At 38.9% G+C, this 21,679-nt stretch carries 19 protein-coding genes and 1 tRNA gene; 15 read left to right on the top strand and 5 right to left on the bottom strand.

Going from position 1 to position 21,679, the window contains the following annotated elements; all coding sequences use genetic code 11:
• Positions 1-921 (top strand): quinone-dependent dihydroorotate dehydrogenase (gene pyrD, locus AC4GME_RS01880; RefSeq protein ID WP_490378942.1); only part of this gene is annotated, 921 nt, incomplete at its 5' end.
• Positions 922-1,365: 444 nt separating this feature from the next.
• Positions 1,366-2,763, top strand: coding sequence for a sodium-dependent transporter (locus tag AC4GME_RS01875; protein WP_490377265.1), 1,398 nt, complete (start codon positions 1,366-1,368; stop codon positions 2,761-2,763).
• Positions 2,764-2,885: 122 nt separating this feature from the next.
• Here AC4GME_RS01875 and AC4GME_RS01870 read toward each other — a convergent pair whose 3' ends face one another.
• Positions 2,886-4,034, bottom strand: a complete 1,149-nt coding sequence (locus AC4GME_RS01870; RefSeq protein ID WP_490377266.1) for a methyltransferase — start codon at positions 4,032-4,034, stop codon at positions 2,886-2,888.
• A 112-nt stretch (positions 4,035-4,146) separates the two neighbouring features.
• Here AC4GME_RS01870 and AC4GME_RS01865 point away from each other — a divergent pair, with 112 nt between their 5' ends.
• Both AC4GME_RS01865 and AC4GME_RS01860 read left to right on the top strand, forming a co-directional pair.
• The gene (locus tag AC4GME_RS01865; protein WP_490377267.1) at positions 4,147-5,205 is read left to right on the top strand and encodes a glycosyl hydrolase family 18 protein; all 1,059 of its coding nucleotides are present in this window, start codon (positions 4,147-4,149) and stop codon (positions 5,203-5,205) included.
• 107 nt (positions 5,206-5,312) lie between these two features.
• A complete protein-coding gene (locus AC4GME_RS01860) occupies positions 5,313-5,906 on the top strand; it encodes a PhnA domain-containing protein (RefSeq protein WP_490377268.1) in 594 nt (197 codons plus the stop codon).
• A 108-nt stretch (positions 5,907-6,014) separates the two neighbouring features.
• Here the strand turns inward: AC4GME_RS01860 and AC4GME_RS01855 are convergent, their stop codons facing one another.
• Positions 6,015-7,874, bottom strand: coding sequence for a methyl-accepting chemotaxis protein (locus AC4GME_RS01855; RefSeq protein WP_490378941.1), 1,860 nt, complete (start codon positions 7,872-7,874; stop codon positions 6,015-6,017).
• Between the two features lie 466 nt (positions 7,875-8,340).
• On the opposite strand from AC4GME_RS01855, the gene AC4GME_RS01850 reads away from it, so the two are divergent.
• The 7 genes from AC4GME_RS01850 (at position 8,341) to AC4GME_RS01820 (ending at position 14,714) form a co-directional block, all read left to right on the top strand.
• Positions 8,341-8,426 (top strand) — tRNA-Leu (locus tag AC4GME_RS01850).
• A gap of 143 nt (positions 8,427-8,569) precedes the next feature.
• Positions 8,570-8,950, top strand: a complete 381-nt coding sequence (locus tag AC4GME_RS01845) for a hypothetical protein (protein ID WP_490378940.1) — start codon at positions 8,570-8,572, stop codon at positions 8,948-8,950.
• Positions 8,951-8,953: 3 nt separating this feature from the next.
• Positions 8,954-10,591, top strand: a complete 1,638-nt coding sequence (locus tag AC4GME_RS01840; protein WP_490377447.1) for a SulP family inorganic anion transporter — start codon at positions 8,954-8,956, stop codon at positions 10,589-10,591.
• A gap of 198 nt (positions 10,592-10,789) precedes the next feature.
• The gene (gene rluF, locus AC4GME_RS01835; RefSeq protein WP_490377448.1) at positions 10,790-11,704 is read left to right on the top strand and encodes a 23S rRNA pseudouridine(2604) synthase RluF; all 915 of its coding nucleotides are present in this window, start codon (positions 10,790-10,792) and stop codon (positions 11,702-11,704) included.
• On the top strand, positions 11,701-12,702 hold the full coding sequence (thiL, locus tag AC4GME_RS01830; RefSeq protein WP_490377449.1) for a thiamine-phosphate kinase: 1,002 nt from the start codon (positions 11,701-11,703) through the stop codon (positions 12,700-12,702). The genes rluF and thiL overlap by 4 nt, the downstream gene beginning before the upstream one ends.
• A 4-nt stretch (positions 12,703-12,706) precedes the next feature.
• Positions 12,707-13,189 (top strand): phosphatidylglycerophosphatase A family protein, encoded by a 483-nt coding sequence (locus AC4GME_RS01825; RefSeq protein WP_490377450.1) that lies wholly within the window; start codon positions 12,707-12,709, stop codon positions 13,187-13,189.
• A 4-nt stretch (positions 13,190-13,193) separates the two neighbouring features.
• Complete coding sequence (locus AC4GME_RS01820) at positions 13,194-14,714, top strand: ABC transporter substrate-binding protein (protein ID WP_490377451.1); 1,521 nt, start codon at positions 13,194-13,196, stop codon at positions 14,712-14,714.
• Positions 14,715-14,839: 125 nt separating this feature from the next.
• Here the strand turns inward: AC4GME_RS01820 and dxs are convergent, their stop codons facing one another.
• From dxs to xseB, 3 genes are all read right to left on the bottom strand, one after another.
• The gene (gene dxs, locus AC4GME_RS01815) at positions 14,840-16,699 is read right to left on the bottom strand and encodes a 1-deoxy-D-xylulose-5-phosphate synthase (protein ID WP_490377452.1); all 1,860 of its coding nucleotides are present in this window, start codon (positions 16,697-16,699) and stop codon (positions 14,840-14,842) included.
• An 83-nt stretch (positions 16,700-16,782) separates the two neighbouring features.
• Entirely contained in the window at positions 16,783-17,673 is an 891-nt protein-coding gene (gene ispA, locus AC4GME_RS01810; RefSeq protein WP_490377453.1) for a (2E,6E)-farnesyl diphosphate synthase, read from the bottom strand.
• A gap of 9 nt (positions 17,674-17,682) precedes the next feature.
• On the bottom strand, positions 17,683-17,916 hold the full coding sequence (gene xseB, locus AC4GME_RS01805; RefSeq protein ID WP_490378939.1) for an exodeoxyribonuclease VII small subunit: 234 nt from the start codon (positions 17,914-17,916) through the stop codon (positions 17,683-17,685).
• 216 nt (positions 17,917-18,132) lie between these two features.
• Between xseB and pomA the strand changes: the two genes are divergently transcribed.
• The 4 genes from pomA (at position 18,133) to AC4GME_RS01785 (ending at position 21,636) form a co-directional block, all read left to right on the top strand.
• Positions 18,133-18,909, top strand: coding sequence for a flagellar motor protein PomA (pomA, locus tag AC4GME_RS01800; RefSeq protein ID WP_490377528.1), 777 nt, complete (start codon positions 18,133-18,135; stop codon positions 18,907-18,909).
• Positions 18,909-19,922 (top strand): flagellar motor protein MotB, encoded by a 1,014-nt coding sequence (locus AC4GME_RS01795; protein ID WP_490377527.1) that lies wholly within the window; start codon positions 18,909-18,911, stop codon positions 19,920-19,922. The genes pomA and AC4GME_RS01795 overlap by 1 nt, the downstream gene beginning before the upstream one ends.
• 90 nt (positions 19,923-20,012) lie before the next feature.
• Positions 20,013-20,741 carry a copper homeostasis protein CutC gene (locus AC4GME_RS01790; RefSeq protein ID WP_490377526.1) on the top strand — a complete coding sequence of 243 codons (729 nt, stop codon included), beginning with the start codon at positions 20,013-20,015 and terminating at the stop codon, positions 20,739-20,741.
• A 43-nt stretch (positions 20,742-20,784) separates the two neighbouring features.
• Positions 20,785-21,636, top strand: coding sequence for a PA4780 family RIO1-like protein kinase (locus AC4GME_RS01785; protein WP_490377525.1), 852 nt, complete (start codon positions 20,785-20,787; stop codon positions 21,634-21,636).
• Positions 21,637-21,679 lie beyond the last annotated feature (43 nt).

The raw sequence follows: 21,679 nt of genomic DNA, 5'->3' as shown, positions 1-21,679 counted from the left end.
GGTACGATCTTGGATCTTTTTTATCGTCAAAAAGTACAACAACGCCCGATTGAAATAATGGGATTAACTTTCCCTAACTCACTGGGTTTAGCTGCCGGTCTTGATAAAGACGGTGAGTGTATTGATGGTTTTGGTGCAATGGGCTTTGGGCATGTTGAAATCGGTACGGTAACGCCAGTTGCTCAACCCGGTAACGCGTCACCGCGATTATTTCGCGTATTAGAGTCAGAAGGTATTATTAACCGCATGGGTTTTAATAATCACGGTGTTGATAATCTAATTGCCAATGTAAAAGAGAGTAACTTTAAAGGTGTTATAGGTATTAATATAGGTAAAAACTTTTCAACACCCGTTGAAGAGGGGAAAAATGATTATTTACTTTGTATGGATAAAGTTTATCAATATGCAGGTTACATTGCGGTAAATATTTCATCTCCAAATACTCCGGGATTACGCTCATTACAATATGGTGAAGCACTTGATGAGTTATTGGATGCTTTAAAAATACGTCAAGCAGAACTTCAGGAAAAGCATAATAAATACGTACCTATTGCATTAAAAGTCGCACCTGATTTAAGTGATCAAGAAATTGAATCAATTGCCAGTTCACTGCTTAAATATAAAATAGACGGTTTAATTGCGACCAATACAACACTGGATCGTGAAATAATTAAAGGTATGTCGCATGCAAGTGAAGCGGGTGGTTTAAGCGGTCGTCCTCTGCAAAGTAAAAGCACGATTGTAATTGCAAAATTTGCATCTCACTTAAATGGTCAGATCCCGATTATTGGGGTTGGTGGTATTGATGGTGTGGTAGCTGCAAAAGAAAAAATAGATGCAGGTGCAAGCTTGGTACAAATCTACTCAGGTTTTATCTATCACGGCCCGCAATTAGTTAAAAACATAGTAAATAATATTTAATTACTCTTCTATAAATAGGTTGGTTAGAAGATAGACAAAGACGTTTGTTTTATCTTCTAGTCAGCCTATCTATTTACAATGAAGATCTACTTCTTTGTATGTAATTCACAGCAACGCTTCCATACGCCAATTATTAATATGGCAAATCCTTCTATATTTTCTAGATCTGCAAATCAATAAACCAATTGCGCATAATCAGCTGGATTTTGATGTTAACTTGCTCCCGTTTTGTTAAATTTGCGCGCAAGGTGATTGGCTTTTGTTTTTACCTGTTTATGCTGTAAAAACCGTCTTTTGCGAGGCTTTATGTGAAATTGTTGCATAATAATTCGCAGATTGATTTTTCGTATGTGATTTCTTGGTAAATATACCATTCTCGCTTGCTTGAATTTGCTTCTGATTCTGTCTATAAAGGCAAATATATTATTAATTAAAGGACTTTAAATGAATATGGATACACATGTTTCGAATCGATGGTCAAGTCGATACGCATACGTTTTAGCAGCAACGGGAGCTGCAGTAGGATTAGGTAACATATGGAAATTCCCATATATTATGGGAGAAAATGGCGGTGGTGCGTTCGTTTTTGTCTATCTTTTATGTGTATTATTTATCGGTATTCCGATAATGATGGCCGAAGTTGTAATTGGTAAACGTGGTCGCTCCACACCAGCCAATGCTACTGCTCATGTTGCTACTGAAGCCGGTCATTCATCACATTGGTCGGTTATCGGTACAATGGGGGTATTAGCTGGTTTCTTAATTTTAAGCTTTTATATTGTTATCGCCGGTTGGGCGGGTGCTTACGTGTTTTACGCCGGAACTGGCGAATTTAGCGCAGCCGCAGCTGATCCTGCGACAAATGCTGAAGCAATTGGTACCTTATTTGGTAACTTAGTAAGCAGTGTTCCACAGTTGCTTATCTGGACGACATTAACCATGGTTGCTGTTATCTATGTTATCTCTAAAGGTGTTAAAGGCGGCCTTGAAACGGCAGTAACCTATTTAATGCCTGCATTATTAGTCTTACTTGTCGCTATTATGCTTTATTCTGCTGTAGTGGGGGATTTTGCTGCTGCATTTTCATTTATGTTTGATATCGATTTCTCTAAACTTACTATTGAAGGTGTATTAGTGGCATTAGGTCATGCCTTTTTCACCCTAAGTTTAGCGTCAGGTATTATGATGGTATACGGAGCATACCTGCCTGAAGGTGTGTCGATTGCAAAAACCTCTATTATGATTGCTATTGCCGATACTATGGTTGCATTAATTGCCGGTTTAGCTATTTACCCGATTGTTTTCGCGCATGGTTTAGAGCCAAGTGCAGGTCCAGGTCTCTTATTCCAATCTCTTCCTATTGCGTTTGGTTCAATGCCAATGGGTGATTTTGTTGGTACCCTGTTCTTTATCATGATTGTATTTGCTGCATTTACTTCAGCAATTGCTTTACTTGAAGCGACTGCTGCTTACCTTGAAGAACGTCAAGGATTGCCTCGTGTTAAAGCTGCGATCATTGCAGGTCTAGCTATCTGGATTTGCAGTCTTGGTACAGTCTTCTCTTTAGCAGGCACTGAGTGGGCACAAATTAACTTTGGTTTCATGGGTGGTAACATCTTTGATATGTTAGATTATTTAACCGCAAATGTTTTAATGCCTCTTGGTGGATTATTAATTTCAGTGTTTGCTGGTTGGGTGATGAAGTCTGAAGTGGTTAAAGAAGAGTTTGGCCTGGCGGATTGGCAGTTCTCCATTGTAATGGTTTTATTACGTTACGTTGCGCCACTAGGTATCCTGTTCGTATTTGCTAATTCAGTGGGTATTTTAGATTTCATAAAATAATCTATCTGACAAATTTAAAACCGTTTACAAGAAACTAAGCGGTTTTTTTATGCTTGTCACTGAATTTCAGAAACAAAAAAGGCAACTCATTGAGTTGCCTTTTTTAATTGTTTTTGTGGAAATTAATCCATTTTTACAGCACGTAAAATAACAAACTTTTTGTTTTCTGTGACTAATTCGCAGTTACCAAAAATACGTTCTAACTTGTCTTGGTAATCAAGGTGGCGATTACCCACAATCACAAGTTCACCACCATCAGCTAAACAGAAACGAGCATCATTAAACATGCTCCAAGCAATATGGTCGGTAATCGCTTGTTGCTGATGGAATGGAGGGTTGCATAAGATAAGATCGTAAGTTCTCGGTTTAAAACCAACCAGACCGTTATTCACTACAAAACGGGCATTGTCAGTTTGCTCTTCCGGTAAATTTTTCAGCATATTAATACGTGCAGAGTCAACTGCCATATAAGATTCATCAATAAAGGTAATTTGTGCTTCTGGATAAGCCTGTGATGCAGCCATACCGACAATACCGTTACCACAGCCTAAATCAACGATTTTAGAAAAATCGCCTTCCGGTAAATTATCCATTAAGAAACGACCACCGATATCGAGATGATTACGGGAGAATACATTGGCGTGGTTATGAATTTTCCAATCCTGTTTTTCTATTTCCCAAGTCAGAGCGATCTCTTTCTCAGGAACTTCTTGCTGCTCAACCAAGCTGAAAATCAAGCGGGATTTCTTTTTAGCCAATGAGGTTTTTGTGCTGCCAATATATTGTTCAAACAACTGCAGTGTAGAGTTGTGAATCATATTTACTTTACCCGCTGCAACAACAATCGTTTCTGGTGATAAAACATCACGCAGTTGCTGTAAAAGAAACTCAAGGTAAGCAAGTGTTTTCGGTATTTTAATTAAAACAATTTTTACATTCTTAGGAAAGCTTTGTAAGCAGTCCTGAATAAGAACATTTTCTTCAGGGCAGTTATTACGCTGCATATTGAGTTTAATTGAACTTAGTGACAGGTATGAGTCTGAAATAACAGTACGTTCAAATTCTTGGAAATAACAACTTAAAGCGCCAAAACCATCATTAATCAGTAGTATTTGCTCATCTTCACCAAGGTGTTTCTCAAGCTGGTTCTCATTAAAGTAGTTAATCAGGTATTCATCAGCAGAATCCCATGCTTGTAGCGTCTCTTGCTTATTTCTTGGATGACGATGCAGGACCAGCGTTTGCTCTGCAATGTTTAGTGTTTCATTCATGGAATTTCACCTAATTAAGTGGTTTGGATATAAAAACGTATTTTAGCTTGCTTCAAGACTTTAGGTAAGCGATATTATCCGCTTTCATATAAATAGATTAACGGAGAGTTACTTGTTCAATATCCTAAGAACTTTTAATAACAAAACGGCCAAGTTAATGCTTTGTTTTTTGGCTGTTTCCTGTTTAACGGCTTGTGAGGGGCTATTCGAGAAAATGTTTCCGGAGGACTGGGAAAAAGATCCGGAGGTTTGTGAAACAGACACCACTGCGGTGACTTTTAAAAAAGTCGCTTATTGGGATGGCGATGATACGGATAACATGGAAGATGTAGATTATGAACAGTTAACACATCTTATTTACGGTTATTTAGAGGTTAATGCAGATGCAAGTTTAGTCACTTTTGATGATGATGAAGTGGATGACTTTGAAGATATGATTGCATCTGCTAGAGCGGCAGGGGTCAAAGTTGCCATTTCCATTGGCGGAGATGGCAATGCCAGCAATCTTAAGACCATTGCGAGTTCTTCCTCTATTACTAATACATTTGTAGACAACGTTATTGAGTTCGTTGAAGACAATGATCTCGAAGGGGTTGATCTGAATTGGCAGTTTCCATCGGATGATGATGAAGGAGAACTTTTTGAAGATTTAGTGGAAAAACTTTCAGATAAGTTATGGGATAACGGTTATTTTTTTAGTATTGCAGTTGTTTCAGGTGAAGACGAAGACCTTGCTGACTCAATTGACAGCTCGGTGTTTGATTATGTAGATTTTGTTAATGTCAGAGCTTTTGATTCAACAAATAGTGATAATCTCCACTCATCTAAACAAGATGCCATCGATGCCATCGATTACTGGACAGAACGTTGCTTAATCAAAAATAAATTGGTGCTTGGCATCCCTTTTTATTCGCGCGGTGATAGCGTAGACAGTTACGCTGATATTATTGATGTCAAACGTGCGTATGCCTGTATCGATGAAAGTAAAGATCGGAATTATAACGGTATTCCAACGGTTATCTATAAAACTAATTATGCAATGAGCTATGCAGGTGGTGTGATGATTCAGTCACTGGAACAAGATACCTATGATACGGGGTTACTTGAGTATTCATTATTGAATGTGATAAGTGAAACGGAATCAGGTAATACAGTGAGTATTTGCGACTAATTCTATCTTGGGAATAAGCCACTTAAAATGCCGAAACTCGCATTTTTAAGTGGCTTGGGTATAATAAGCGCCACTTTTATTCCCTCCAATTTTTAAGGTGTTAATTCATGCCAATTAAAACAATCCTGTTAGAGCGTAATAACTCAGCATGTGAGCTATGTAGCGCAACCGATAATCTTTCTGTTTATGAAGTACCACCTGTTGCTGAGCCAAATTCAGATAAATCGGTACTAGTTTGTGAAACTTGTCTTTCACAAATTGAAAAAAACAGCGAGATGGATAATAACCATTGGCGATGTTTAAATGACAGCATGTGGAGTCAAGTTCCTGCTGTACAAGTAACGGCGTTCCGCATGTTAACGCGTTTAGCCAAATCGGAAGGTTGGGCACAAGACCTGCTTGACATGATGTATATGGAAGATGAGCAAAAAGCGTGGGCTGACTATGGTGTTGCTGCCGATGATATTGAAGAGGTGCCACCTACACGTGATTCTAACGGTACTATTTTAGTTGCGGGTGATAACGTAACTTTAATTAAAGACTTAGATGTGAAAGGCGGTAACTTCACCGCTAAACGAGGAACACCAGTACGTAATATCTCATTAACTGATAATCCTGAGCATATTGAAGGCCGTGTAAATGGTGTTCGCATTGTTTTATTAACATGTTACCTTAAGAAAATGCCTCTTTTTGAAGACTAAAAAATTATAAAGCAGATATACCTAAGCCGTCTGTATTTCCATGTGGTTTGGGTATAAAAAAGCCCTGCATCAGTTATTCTGAGCAAGGCTTTATAGGTCTTTAGTGAGTTAGATAGTGAATCGATCTATCTCGCTGGTTAGGGCATTTGCCTGTTGTGATAACTCTCCACTCATCTGTTCGTTTTGTTGTGCGGATACACTTGCTGTTTCAGCAACATCACGGATAGAAACAATATGGCGGTTCACCTCTGATGCTACCGCACTTTGCTCCTGAATTGCGGTCGCAATGGCGGTAGTCATATCCATAATGTTCACCACATCACTGTTTATCTCTTCAAGCATGCGACCCGCTTCTCCTGCTTGATTGCTACTTTCCTCTCCTTCATTTCGACACTCTGTCATTAGCGTGACAATGCTTTGCGTTCTCGTTTGTAAAGTGCCAATGATATTTTCAATCTCTTTGGTCGACTCTTGTGTGCGGCTGGCGAGCGAACGTACTTCATCCGCAACAACAGCAAAACCTCGTCCCTGCTCTCCTGCACGGGCCGCTTCAATAGCGGCATTGAGTGCCAGTAAGTTCGTTTGTTCTGCAATGCCGCGAATAACATCCAATACAGAGCCGATTGTTTGACTATCTTTAGCAAGCTCATTAACTACCGCCTCAGATTCAACTAATTTTTCTGACAACACAGTGATTTGCTGGATTGTTACTTCAACACCCTGCATGCCTTTGCCTGCATTTTTATTGGTTTGCTGTGCTTTATCTGCGGCATCGGTTGTATTACTTGCAATCTCTTCAATTGTTGCCACCATTTCTGTTACGGCTGTTGCAACCATATCAGTTTCCTGCATTTGTGATGCAACACCTGTGTTTGTTTGTTGGATGTTATCTACGAGTGTCTCTGTCGCACTATTAACACTTCCGACGGTTTGATTAACAGAAACGATTAAATGTTGGAAATTAGCAATCATATTATTGAATGCATTTGCCATATCGGCTAATTCATCCTTGCTTTTTGACTTGATATTAATCGTTAAGTTATTTGTTTCTGCGGCCTCTACCATTGAGCTTTTAATGAGTGTAATTGATGTAATAACACCTTTGCCAATGAACCAAGAGATTAATGCGCCAAGAATGATAGCAAAGGTAAAAATAGAGTAGGTTAACTGATTAATAGAGCTAACATATTCAACCACTGCACTGTTAATTTTTGTTAACAATGTATTTAAAATGTCATCAACTTTATGAACGGTGCTGCGCATCTCATTTTGTAAACCCTGATCGGCTCGAAAGCCTAATTTTTTTTGTTCTTTAACCAAAGCTAAAAATGCATCATGGTAAATTTTTAGCGCATTATTAATGGTGGATTTTTGTGAGTGAGGTAAATAGCTTTTGTAAATTATATTATCTAATTTTTGGAAATTATCCTGGAAATTTTTAACGTATTTATCTTCCAAACGAAGCATAAAGTTTTTTTCATTACGCCTTAGTGTGAGCATCATGCTTAATGCGCGATAATCCACATCACCAATCGCCTTTTCGGCTTCATTTACTGCTTTTGTTAGTTTTCCATAAATGCCACTTTTAGAATCCAAACCAATACGCTGTTGAGTGTTTACCAGCGCGGTGAAATTCTGTTGATATTCAGCCAATATTTTATTTAACTGCATCGCTTCTGTACTGGAAACGCCGATTGAATTTAACTGTTCACTAATATGATGAAGATCATCGTTTAAAATAGAAATTCGCTGATTGAATTTATCGAGCTGTTTAACATCTTTGCGCATAATAAAATCTTTTTCATGTCGCCTTAACTGTAAAATATTAACTTCGATTTCTCCGAGATGTTGTACGATTTGAATATCTTTTTGCAGTGAAGAGGAGGAGAAATTAATTAATAACAGCATGGCTATCATGCTTAAAATGAATCCTGCGGTATTGATGGTTAATTTATGTTTAATAAGCATCTTTTTTGACCTTGGTTGGTTTTAATTCGCTGTTTTGTTAAACAGTATTAAAATGTACATCTTTTTGTGGGGAGGAATTATTACTACGTAGTAATTGTATGAAACAATATTGCAGTTCGCCACTCATCTCTTTGAGAAAACTACTTCATAAATAAATCAAAAAAACAATTGTATTAAAAATACATTATTACAAATTTGTGTAATAAGTTATTTCTACTAATTTTTTAGGTAAACGACCTGAACCCACATTTGCTTATAAGTTGCGGAGTATGCTTCGTTGCTTAATACAATTTGTAATGGCGCTGTATTTTTAAGCACTTTAAGCAAGGAAAATAGGGTAACCATCGGGTTTGCCTGATTTGTAAGCAATTGAACGCTTTTATTAAATTATTTTATCTTAACTGCTTGCGCTGTAATAAAAGTTCTATATAATTCGCCGCACTTACTTAGAACGACTTAAGTAACCGCCCGGGTGGTGGAATTGGTAGACACAAGGGATTTAAAATCCCTCGCTTTCTGAGCGTGACGGTTCAAGTCCGTCTCCGGGCACCAATTCAAGAAAAAAGCTTCACGTCTTCGTGAGGCTTTTTTTTTACCTGAAAATCATGGATAAATAGGGATAGGATCAAAAGGCAAGTTATTACTTTTATCTTATCAATCTATATTAATGCGAAAACTTATCGTTAAGGAAAGTCATGACTGAATATCTGATTCTTTTTGTTATTATCGCTATTATTTACTTTGTGCTAATTCATAATAAACCTGCCCGTAAAACGGATTGGGAAACATTACCTTTCTTAGTAGAGTACAAAAAACTCGAGAAGTCTCAAAATGAAGATGGAACATTATGTTGCCGTTATTGTGGTTGTACAGAAACTGTTAAGCGTTTATTAAAATCACCTAAAGAAAATCCAGATAATAGTAAACATTATCATGCGTGTATGCAGTGTAAGGTTATTTTATGGCGTAGTGAGTTATCATCTGGCTCTGATAATACTGATAATACTGATAATACTGATAATACTGATAATACTGATAATACTGATAATAAAGATAAGACAGATTCAAAGGGCTAATTTATGTCATTTTTACCGCAGCTAAAGCTTACTAACCTTCGAGGTGATATTTTTGGCGGATTAACCGCGGCAGTGGTTGCCTTACCATTGGCACTTGCGTTTGGTGTTTCATCGGGTATTGGTCCTATTGCAGGGTTATATGGTGCAATTTGTGTCGGTTTTTTTGCAGCGCTATTTGGCGGCACAGCAACACAAGTATCAGGACCTACAGGGCCAATGACGGTGGTGATGGCCGCTATCTTTGCGCATTATATGCAACTCGATCCTGTAAACGGTACTGCTATAGCTTTTACTGTTGTAATTATGGCAGGAGCGTTGCAAATTTTGTTTGCTGTTTTAAAAATAGGTAAATATATCAACTATGTACCTCAGCCTATTATTTCCGGCTTTATGAGTGGTATTGGTTTTATTATTATTATTTTACAACTTGCACCATTGCTCGGGCATCAAGCTGAATCAGATACGCTAAGTTCGTTAATGAACTTGCCTGAGGCGCTAAGCGCTGTTAACTGGTTAACCTTGCTCTTAGGTTGTTTGTCTTTAGGTATTGTGTTTTTTACTCCGCGATCGATCTCTAAATATATACCATCGCCTTTATTGGCACTGGTTTTGGGAACGATGGTTGTCTTGTTATTTATGCCTGAAAATAGCGTTTCTATTCTGGGAGACATTCCATCGGGCTTGCCAACTCTGCACCTGCCTACAATCGAACTGGTTTTATTACCAGATATGCTTAAATCTGCATTGATTTTGGCGATATTGGGGACGATTGATTCATTATTAACATCATTAGTTGCCGATAATATTACCCGTACAACTCATCATTCAGATAAAGAACTGTTTGGGCAAGGTATCGGTAATATGGTGTCGGGCTTTTTTGGGGGCTTACCCGGCGCCGGTGCAACGATGCGTACTATGATAAATGTGAGAGCGGGCGGTAAAACGCAGCTTTCAGGTATGTTTCACGCACTTATCTTATTAGCTGTAGCACTTGGTTTAGGCGGGATTGCCAGTTATATCCCCCATGTTGTACTTTCAGGAATTCTAATTAAAGTCGGTGCTGATATTATTGACTGGCAATATTTAAAACGGGTACACCGCTCATCACGCGCAGGGGTTGTTATCATGTTTAGCGTCTTGTTTATGACCGTTTTTGTGGATCTTATTTTGGCTGTTGCCGTCGGTTTGGTGGCTGCATCGTTACTGTTTGTTAAACGTCAATCTGATTTACAATTTGCCAGTATTTCGCTGTTTAGAAATGGTACAGAAGCGGGTGTTTTAGATGATCAAGAACGAAAAGCATTAGGGTTATTAGCAAAAAACAGAGAAGTTTTATTGTTTCATTTTGGCTCTGCTATTAGTTTTGGTGTCGCTAAATCGTTAACCAATAAACTTGCACAACAAAAAAATTATCAGTTATTAATTCTAGATCTATCTGATATTCAGGCAATTGATTACAGTGCAAGCAAAGCGATTGAAGAGATGATTGTTAGTACGCAGGCAATGGGCATTGAGGTTTTAGTTATTGATGGTTATGGGCAGGTTAAAGCAAACTTAAAACGGGAAAATATACTCGCCTCATTAGCTGCTGATGCTATTTTTGAAAACCGAAAATTGCTGCTGACAAACCTGTCTGGATGAATTAATTCATCTTATTGAAGCCTGGTCAGTGTTTGCGAAAGACAACATGATCAGAGAATTACTATTCTGTGTATATTGTGTCTTGTTATGACTATTTTGCCGAGCTCTGAAACTCGCATTTCCAAGTAGCTTGAGTATAATATGCGCCACATATACCCAAGTAGCTTGGGTGTGAAATGATGCTAATGGGATAATATTGTGGACACAAGCAGTGAAAAACGCCTGAATAAATTTATCAGTGATTCAGGTTTTTGCTCTCGCCGAGAAGCGGACAAATTAATTGAACAAAATCGCGTTAAAATAAACGGTCAGATACCTGAACTTGGCACAAAGGTTCAGCCCGGAGATGAGGTTTTCGTTAATGGCAAACGCATCAATGCAATTGCTGAGAATAAATCAGATCGTGTCTATATTGCTTATAACAAACCAATTGGCATCACCTGCACCACTGAACGCGATGTATATGGCAATATTATTGATGCCATAGGCCATAAAAAGCGAATTTTCCCGATTGGTCGTTTAGATAAACCCTCTGAAGGTTTAATCTTTTTAACCAGTGATGGCGATATCGTTAATAAAATTCTTCGCGCAGAGAATGCCCATGATAAAGAATACTTAGTGACAGTAGATAAGCCCCTAAGTGAACGTTTTGTTGAGCGCATGCAGCGTGGTGTGCCGATTCTAGATACCATCACTGAACCCTGCAGCGTAAAAGTGCAAAGCCGGTTTGTGTTTACTATCGTGCTTACTCAAGGTTTAAACCGCCAAATCCGTCGTATGTGTGAATATTTAGGTTATGAAGTAACCAAATTAAAACGTACCCGTATTATGAATGTTCGTATTGATAAGTTAAAACCAGGACAATGGCGTAATCTGACAGAACAGGAGATGAGTGAGATTAATCAAGCGGTTTCCACTTCTTCTAAAACTGCCGTGAATACCGCTCAGCCAAAAGAAAAGCGTAGTTCAACAAATTCTGAATCACGTCCGCGCGGCTTGAATAAGCAAAATAATCCACGCGCCCCTAAAAAAATATTTATCAATAAAAACAGTAAAACAGCAGATGATAAAAGCGTAGCGACAAAACGCACATTAAAGTTAAAGCGTAAATGAGTTTAAGCGAATTTGATTTGATTGAGCACTATTTCAAACGAACTTGCACTACAGAAAATAGTGGCGTGGCGATTGGCATTGGTGATGACTGCGCCATTTTAGATCTGCCTGATGGTTACCAGCTGGCGGTGAGTACAGATAGTCTGGTTTGTGATGTGCATTTTTTTGCCGATGTAGATCCCTATCGTTTAGGTTATAAAGCACTTGCCGTAAATCTCAGTGATTTAGCTGCAATGGGGGCAACACCTAAGTGGGTTTCACTTGCTATTACCTTACCCGAAATGGATGAGTTGTGGCTTGCTGAGTTTTCACGCGGATTTTTTGAACTCGCCAATAAGTTTAATGTTGTGTTGGTAGGAGGTGACACCACCAAAGGTCCGTTATCAATAACCGTATCGGTAAAAGGTATTGTGCCTCGCGGCCTTGCATTACCACGCAATAATGCTCAAGCAGATGAGCTTGTTTGTGTTTCAGCTTCGTTAGGAGAGGGGGCATTGGGGCTTGCGTGTAAATTAAATGAACATACTGTTAAAAACAGACAATACTTTATTGATGCCTTAGAGCTGACTGAACCTCGCGTCGAATTAGGTATTCTGTTACGTAATTTAGCATCAAGTTGTATTGATATCTCCGATGGGTTAACCCAGGACTTAAGACATATTTTAAAATCTTCTAACTGCTCAGCAAAGCTCGAACTTGATAAATTACCATTATCAGATTTAATGCGGGAAGAAATTCAGACAGGCTCTATTAATGAACAGTCAGCGTATCAATACGCCTTAACCGGCGGCGATGATTATGAACTGCTGTTTACCATCAGTGCCGCTAATCTCGCGCAGTTAAATAAGCTTATAGAAAAAAGTGAAGTAACAATTCCAGCCATTTCTGTGATAGGTTTTGTCACTCCACTACAACAGCCGTTAATTCAATTATTCAAACAAAATGAAGCCGTCTCTTTCTCTCTCCAGGGATGGGATCACTTTAAAGGTCAAATTTAATATTATGAAACGTGATGATTTACAAGGGTTAAAATTAAGCAATCCAATCCATTTTGCGGCAGTTGGTTTTGGCAGTGGTTTAGCGAGTAAAGCGCCAGGTACATTTGGTACGTTAGCCGCTATCCCAATCTATTATTTCCTGTCATTTTTGTCGCTTGAAATCTATATCGCTATTCTCGTTATAAGTAGTTTATTTGGTTTTTGGATCTGCCATATTACCAGCCGTGATATGGGCGTACATGATCATAAAGCGATTGTCTGGGATGAATTTGTTGGTTACTGGATAACCATGTTAATGGTGCCATTTAGCGTGCAGTGGGCTATTGTTGGTTTTATTCTGTTCCGTTTTTTCGATATTTTAAAACCTTACCCAATTTGCTGGTTAGATAAAAAAGTACATGGGGGTCTGGGAATCATGATTGATGATATTGTAGCAGGTGTTTTTGCTAGTATCGCTTTACAATTTTTAATTCACCTTTATGGTTAATGGCATGTTTCGATTGTTATCTTATTTACTGACACTGATGATGCTGGCACTGTTGCCAGTATCTGTATATGCGCAGCATAATGAGACAAACAGTCAAGCGTCAAATATTGTACAGATAGCTGTCGATGATATTCCGGTGTTCTTTTCTCCCTATGCGAGCTCTGCACTTGATATCCAGTATGCACATCTATTTTTTGATCCATTAGTTCGTTGGGGAGACAAGCAGCAATTAGAGAAACGTTTGCTGCAAAAATGGAAAAGCATCAAGCCGGGAATTACCCGTTTTTATTTAAAGAAAAATATTAAATTTCATTCCGGTAATCGACTAAGCAGTAATGATGTTATTTGGACATTTTCACAGATCTTAAAAGAGCCGCAATCCAGACATTTTTTTGAAGGTATTAAGCAGATAAAACGAGTTGACCGCTATAGCTTTGATGTTTACAGTTCTTTATCCCAAGCACAAGTTTTAGACTATTTAACGCACTTTTTTGTGTTGGATTCGACGTTTTATCGCCGCAACAAAATAGATGCCGACAAAGCACAAGATGTAGTGAATGCGCGGCATAATAAATTATCAATTTCAGGTACTGGTCCCTATAAAATCAAACAGTATAATCCCGCTTTACATCTTAACGTTGTAAGCAATAAAGATTACTGGCAAGGTCAAGCTGCGATAAAAGAGCTGAACTTTATTAAAATCAAATCGGCCAATTCACGACAATTTGCGTTATTAGCTAATGATGTTGATATTAGTGCATCAGTTTCGAATAAAACGGTTGAGACAGTGCGTTTTGAAAAGTCTAAATCATTAGTCGAAGTGATTTCTTCAAATGTGATTTTTTTAACAATTAATGATAAAAAATCGGATGTTTTTAAACGCAGTGTAGCAAGAAATGCTGTTCATTTAGCGATTAATCAAGAGGGGATGCTGAAACATATTATTAATGGTATGGGCAGTGTCAGTTCGACCTTTACACCTTTACCACAAGTGCAAATGGAATTACCCAACCCGCAACTGCCCGATTACGATGTGCCAAGAGCAAAATATTTATTCAGTAAAATAGATATGCCCGAATACTTAACTTTACTGGTTTTAGTTGATGAAATAGGCAATACGCCAGAAGTTGCCAAAGCATTAGTAAATATGATGAAAAGGGTGGGTATTAAACTTATTATCACTGAAGTGACTGACGTTGAAGAGTGGCATAAACAGCTGTTTGATTATGATTTTACTTTATCTGTTTGGCAGTCGCCTTTGATGGATCGTGATAATATCTACCAAGACTTATTTGTTGACAGTGCGTTAGCTAATTATATCAGCGTGTTATTTGAAAAGGAAAAAGTTGCAGATTCTATTGAAAAGCAAGCAATGCTTTTTGAACAGATACAGCAGGAACATCGTATTATCCCGCTTTTTTTCCAAAATCAAATATGGGCAACAGATAATAAATATAACTTAGCGACTATTTTTTCCGTAAACGGCATCCCATACTGGCATCTATTAACAGTAAATGAAGATTAGGGGGAGGGGGGTACACCCAACTGCGTTATCAGTCATTAATGTAGAGTGACCACACAGCATGACTTCTGCCTTGCTGTGCATAAAAACAGCCTCCAGCAGGAATAAATAGCAAAGAGAAACAGCCCCTAGTTAAAATACTCGCTTATTTGTCGTTCAATGCCATCACTGTCCAAACCAAGCAGTTGATAGATCTCTTGTTGAGAGCCCTGTTCAATAAACTGATCTGGTAAACCCAGGTTTAAGACTGGTAAATTTATCTTTTGCGCCATCAAATACTCATTTACACTCGAGCCCGCGCCACCTGCAATACTGTTTTCTTCGATGGTAACAAATTGTTGGTGAGTTTTACTTAGTTGTTCAAGTAATTGTTTATCCAGTGGTTTTACAAAACGCATATCAACCAGTGTCGCACCCAGTTTCTGTGCAACTGGTAATGCTTGTTGTAATAACGTGCCAAAACATAAAATCGCCAGATTTTTACCTTCACAAATGACTTTCGCTTTACCGATTACTAATTGTTTCATCTGTTTGTTTACTTCAATACCACTGCCGATACCGCGAGGATAACGCACCGCAGCTGGCTGCTTAAGCAGGTGGCCTGTGTAGAGCATATCTCGACATTCTTGTTCATCAGACGGGGCCATTACCACCATATTCGGCACACAGCGTAAAAAGCTTAAATCATAGGCACCTTGATGGGTAGGACCATCTGCACCGACAATACCTGCCCTGTCGATGGCAAATAAAACACCTTGATTTTGAATCGCAACATCATGGATAAGTTGATCATATGCACGCTGTAAAAAACTTGAATAGATAGCAACAACTGGATTTAAACCTGAAATTGCCATCCCGGCTGCAAGTGTTACCGCGTGTTGCTCCGCAATCGCCACATCATAATATTTATCAGGGTGGCGTTTAGAAAAACTAACCATGCCCGAGCCTTCACGCATCGCGGGGGTTATTGCGGTAAGTTTATCATCTTGATCTGCCATATCATTTAACCAGTCTCCAAACACCTGTGAGAATGTTGGAGAACTTGCTGCTGATTTTGGCAGATCTTGATCGGGTGTAAATTTAGGGACTGCATGATAGCGAATAGGATCAAGCTCAGCTTGTTTATAACCTTTGCCTTTTTTGGTCATAATATGTAAAAACTGAGGACCTGAATGGTTACGCATATTGCGCAAGGTATCAACTAAATCGATAACATTATGGCCGTCCATCGGGCCAATATAATTAAAACCAAACTCTTCAAATATTGTGGCTGGTGAAACCATGCCTTTAAGGTGCTCTTCTGTGCGTTTAGCTAACTCTTTAATTGGCGGAATATTAGAGAGTACTTTTTTGCTGCCTTCACGCAGTTGAGTATAAAGATCACCTGATAAAATTTTAGCTAAATGATTGTTTAGAGCGCCTACATTTTCTGAGATTGACATCTCATTATCATTAAGCACAACTAACATATCGTTGTGCAGTGCACCAGCATGGTTTAATGCTTCAAATGCCATGCCTGCGGTAATTGCCCCATCACCAATAACCGCAACCACTTTGCGACCTTGTTGCTCTTTCTCGGCAGCAATCGACATACCCAATGCCGCACCAATTGAGGTTGAGGAGTGGCCTACACTTAATACATCATATTCACTCTCTTCACGCCATGGAAAGGGGTGTAACCCCTTAAATGTACGAATACTGCCCATTTTGTCACGACGACCAGTTAATATTTTATGCGGGTACGCCTGATGGCCAACATCAAAAATAAGATGATCAAAAGGGGTGTGATAAACGTAATGCAGCGCCACGGTTAACTCAACAACACCCAGCCCTGAAGCTAAATGTCCACTGGTTTGGCTAACGGTATTGAGCAGAAAAAGACGTAATTCATCACAGAGTGCTGGTAGTTGCTGTTTTTTTAATAAACGCAGATCTTCAGGGTAATTTATGTTTGCAAGCAAAGGGTAGTTTTTTAAATCCAAAGGCATAATTATTAGTCGCGTTTATAAATACAATAAAAGAGAAAACTGCTCATTTTATGATTAGCAGTTGAAGTCAAAATAGCAGTAAATTATCTATCTCGCTTGATGATATATTGAGCAAACAACTCAAGTAACTCGGTATTATAAGGCAATTGTGATAAAGCATGAAGCGCTTCTTGATAAAGGAGTTGTGCTTTTTGTTTTGCCTGTTCTAATCCCAGTAAAGCCGGATAGGTCGATTTATTCAGACCGATATCAGAACCCTGTGGTTTGCCAAGTATTTTAGTATCGCCTATGACATCTAAAATATCATCTTGAACTTGGAATGCTAAGCCTATCGACTTTGAAAAAGTAGTTAATAATTGTTGATGTAAAACAGGCAAATCAGCTTTACTTAATGCGCCTAACTCAACGGCAACCTGTATCAATGCGCCCGTTTTTGCATTATGGACCTTTTCTAATGTCAGTAAATCTACCTGCTGATTTTCAGCCGCTAAATCCAGTGCTTGTCCTGCACACATGCCATGATCTCCCGATGCTTTGGCAAGTCGGTTAATCATTTTGATTTGTGTTTGGCTATCCAGCTCTTGATTAGGCATTGAGATAATATCAAAGGCTAAACTTTGCAAAGCATCACCAGCCAAAATGGCCGTCGCCTCATCAAATTTTTTATGGCAGGTTTGTTGTCCCCGACGCAGATCGTCATCGTCCATCGCGGGAAGGTCATCATGAATAAGCGAATAAGCATGAATACACTCAACCGCACAGGCCAGAGGATCGAGCCTTTTTAATGGTGAACCAAGCATTTCGCCAACCGCATAAACTAAAAAGGGACGGACACGTTTTCCACCTAATAATGCGCCATAAATCATTGCGTTATTGAGAGAATCAGAAATCGGCGGGTCAATATTGATATACTGATTTAATTGTTTATTTACGCGCTGTTGGTATTGATTAAGCGTATCTGCAAATTGTTTCATATATTTTTATTATTCATTAAATTCTTGAAGTGGTGCCTGCGCATCTTGCTGCATCAGAATATTGACCTGTTGTTGTGCTTTTTGCAGTTTTTGGCTATTACTTCGTGCCAGAGAAATGCCGCGTTCAAACTGCTTTAATGCATCCTCTAAGGGCAAATCACCTTCTTCTAAATGGCTGACAATATTTTCCAGTTCGCGAATTGCTTCTTCATAAAGCATATTTTCAGGTTTTTTTAACGCCATAGTGATCTCTTTGCTACAAATTTTTTTCAAGAGTACCGTGACGTGGCGATAAGTCAAATATCGTTAAGATAAATAATTTCTAAACAGTGAAGTTGTGATCTATTTCAGACTGAAGATAAAAATCTTATTAAACATTATAAATGTTTAATAAGATCTAAATAGAAAAAGCTATACTCTGCACATAATTAGAAAATTGTAATATTAAAGGAAAATTTTGTGGATTTAGCAACTCTGATTGGAATAGTCGGCGCCTTTGCTTTTGTCATTATGGCAATGTTGATGGGTGGCACCCTTGATATGTTTGTGGATACCGTATCAATTTTAATTGTATTCGGTGGTTCATTATTTGTTGTGATGATGAAATATAATATTGGGCAATTTTTTGGTGCCGTAAAAATTGCGGGCAAAGCGTTTATGTTCAAAACGGCTTCTTCTGAAGAGTTGATTTCTAAATCAGTTGAAATGGCAGATGCCGCGCGTAAAGGCGGCTTTTTAGCGTTAGAAGAAGCGGAAATAAGTAACCCTTTTATGCAGAAAGGGGTTGATATGCTGGTTGACGGACATGATGCGGACGTTGTGCGGGCGACATTAGAAAACGATATTCGTTTAACTTCTGAACGTCATGAAGTGGGAGCTGATATTTTTAAGCAGTTTGGTGATGTTGCGCCTGCAATGGGGATGATTGGTACTTTAGTTGGTTTGGTTGCCATGCTTTCAAATATGGATGATCCAAAATCAATCGGTCCTGCAATGGCGGTAGCATTATTAACTACGCTCTATGGTGCAATGATTGCAAACATGGTTGCCCTGCCTATTTCCGATAAATTAAAATTAAGAGCTGCAGAAGAAAAGCTCAACCGCAGTCTTATTCTTGATGCCGTATTAGGTATTCAAGACGGTCAAAATCCACGTGTTATTGAAGGTGTATTACGTAATTATCTACCGGAATCAAAACGTAATGTTGATACTACCGATGAAGCGGGTGATGATTAATGGAAGAAGAGTGTAAGTGTCCGCCGGAGGGACTTCCTGCTTGGATGGGGACATTTGCGGACTTAATGTCATTGCTAATGTGTTTCTTTGTTTTGTTACTTTCATTTTCGGAAATGGATGTCCTTAAATTCAAACAGATTGCAGGCTCGATGAAATATGCGTTTGGTGTACAGTCGATGTTGGAAGTGAAAGATATTCCCAAAGGTACTTCTGTTATCGCGCAGGAGTTTAGGCCCGGTAAACCCGAGCCTACCCCCATCGAAGTTATCATGCAGCAAACTATTGAGATAACAAGAGCTAAGTTAGATTTTCAAGAGGGCGATTCAAGTCGAGTTGGTGGTCAGGAAAATGTTAAAATACGAAAAGTTGCAACCCCGCAAAAGGTAGAAGCGCAAGCTGAAAACAGGTCTGAATCTAAATCTGAGTCAGATGCTGAAGGCCAGAAAGAAGAAGCGCCAGTTCAGGAGAAGCAAAGTGAATCTCAAGAAACGCAGTTAGAAGAGTTTACCCCTGCGCCAGGCGTTTCCGCACAGCATGGTCTGGCAAAAAAGGTTGCAACTGAATTAAGAGAAGAGATTGAAGATGGTGCGATTGAAATTGAAGCGCTTGGGCAACAACTAATTATTCGAGTGCGCGAAAAAGGTGCATTTCCATCAGGCTCTGCATTTTTACAACCTCGTTTCCGTCCTGTGATACAGAAAGTTGCTGCAATATTAGTGGATGTACCTGGTGTTATTACCATTTCAGGGCACACGGATAATGAGCAGGTACAATCGGAATTGTATCGCTCCAATTGGGACCTCTCAGCTCAACGAGCCGTTTCTGTCGCCCATGAAATGCTGAAAGTCCGAGCAATTAAAGAGAAAAAGTTAGTGGTTGTGGGATACGCAAATAGTAAGCCATTAGCCGGCAATAAAACCAAAGCAGAACGTCGCCGCAATCGCCGTGTGGAAATAATGATTATGCAGGGTGAGGCTGCAGAAAGTGAAGAGATCGTTGCAGAACCTCGTTAGTTGTCTATTTTCACTGATTGCGAATAACCACCTTTAATTGGGTGGTTTTTTTTAATTTGTATTCATCAATTTGCTTTAACTGGAGGCAAAATGGTTAATATTGAAGTTTGTATTGATAATATTGAGTCTTTATTTACAGCACAAAAAGCAGGCGCAAGTCGAATTGAACTGTGCAGTTCACTGGCACTTGGCGGGCTAACTGCAAGCTCTGGATTAATAGAACAAGTAATTAAACATGCTTGTATACCTGTTTATGCTATGATTCGTCCGCGAGATGGAGACTTTCTGTATTCTAGTATCGAAGTCGAGATGATGCTTAAAGATATCCATGTGGCACGTTCACTAGGTGTGCAAGGGCTGGTTTTTGGTGTATTAAATGAATATGCACAGATAGATAAAAACACCCTTAACAGCTTAATGAAAGAGGCAAAAGGTTTAGGAGTGACATTCCATCGTGCAATTGATTGTTGTGCCGATGTTTCGGGTGCAGTTGACACTATTTTAAGTGCCGGGTGTGAGCGCATTTTAACATCGGGTCTTGCAGATAATGCTCTTGATGGGGCGGCGACGATAAGACAGATGGTGACTCAATGTGAAGGGGCTTTATCCGTGATGGCCGGCGCAGGTGTAAACAGTGCTAATGTTGCAAAAATCATAAAAGAGTCAGGTGTAAAAGAGATCCATTTATCAGGTAAAACAGTACGCAGTAGTTTTATGAAAAATATTGTTGCATGTGGAAATTTAGCCGAGTTTTTGAATATAAATGTAACCAAAGCAAGCAGTATTGAAGCGGTTAAAAATGCGCTTCAACGCAGTTAAAATTATCAGTTTTTTTAATTATTATTTTAAGTACAAATAGAACATGAAAATACCGAAAAGAATACAACCACTTGTAGACGATGGTTTAGTCGACACCGTATTACGCCAGTTAATGAGTGGCAAAGAAGCGACGGTTTATGTGGTGCAGTGTGGTGATTTTATTCGCTGCGCTAAAGTATATAAAGAAGCCAGTAAACGTAGTTTTAAACAAGCTGTTTTATACAGTGAAGGGCGCAAAGTACGTAATGGCCGCCGTGCCCGAGCAATGGAAAAAAATTCTAAGTTTGGTCGAGAACAACAAGAAAACGTCTGGCAAAATGCTGAAGTAGAAGCGCTTTATAAGTTAGCCGATGCAGGCGTACGTGTACCTCAGCCTTATGGTTGTTTCGAAGGTGTGCTGCTGATGGATTTAATCACCGATGAAGAAGGTTTTGCTGCTCCTCGTCTTAATGATGTTTCCATGTCCGAAGAGCAAGCATTGGAAGATCATTTTGAAATAATGAATTATATTGTATGTATGCTGAATGTTGGCATTATACATGGCGATTTATCAGAATTTAATGTATTAGTTGATGAGTGGGGGCCGGTGATCATTGATTTACCGCAAGCTGTAGATGCGGCCGCCAATAATAATGCGAAGCGGATGTTATTACGTGATGTGGATAATATGACGCGTTATTATGCCCAATTTGCCCCGCAACTAACAAAAAGTAAATATGGGCAGGAAATCTGGGCCTTATATGAAGCGGGATTATTATCAGAAAATACAGTATTAACAGGCAAGTTTGTAGAGTCAGATAAAATAACCGATGTATCTGATATAATGGATGAAATTAGTGCAGCACGTGAAGAATACGAAGAAAATCAAGAACGAATTTTAGAAATGGAATTGTAGTGCTCATTAAGTTGATTTTGAGTGATTAGATGATCAACCTTCA

The organism is Psychromonas sp., from assembly GCF_983033635.1.
This window is presented reverse-complemented; position numbering and strand designations above follow the sequence as displayed.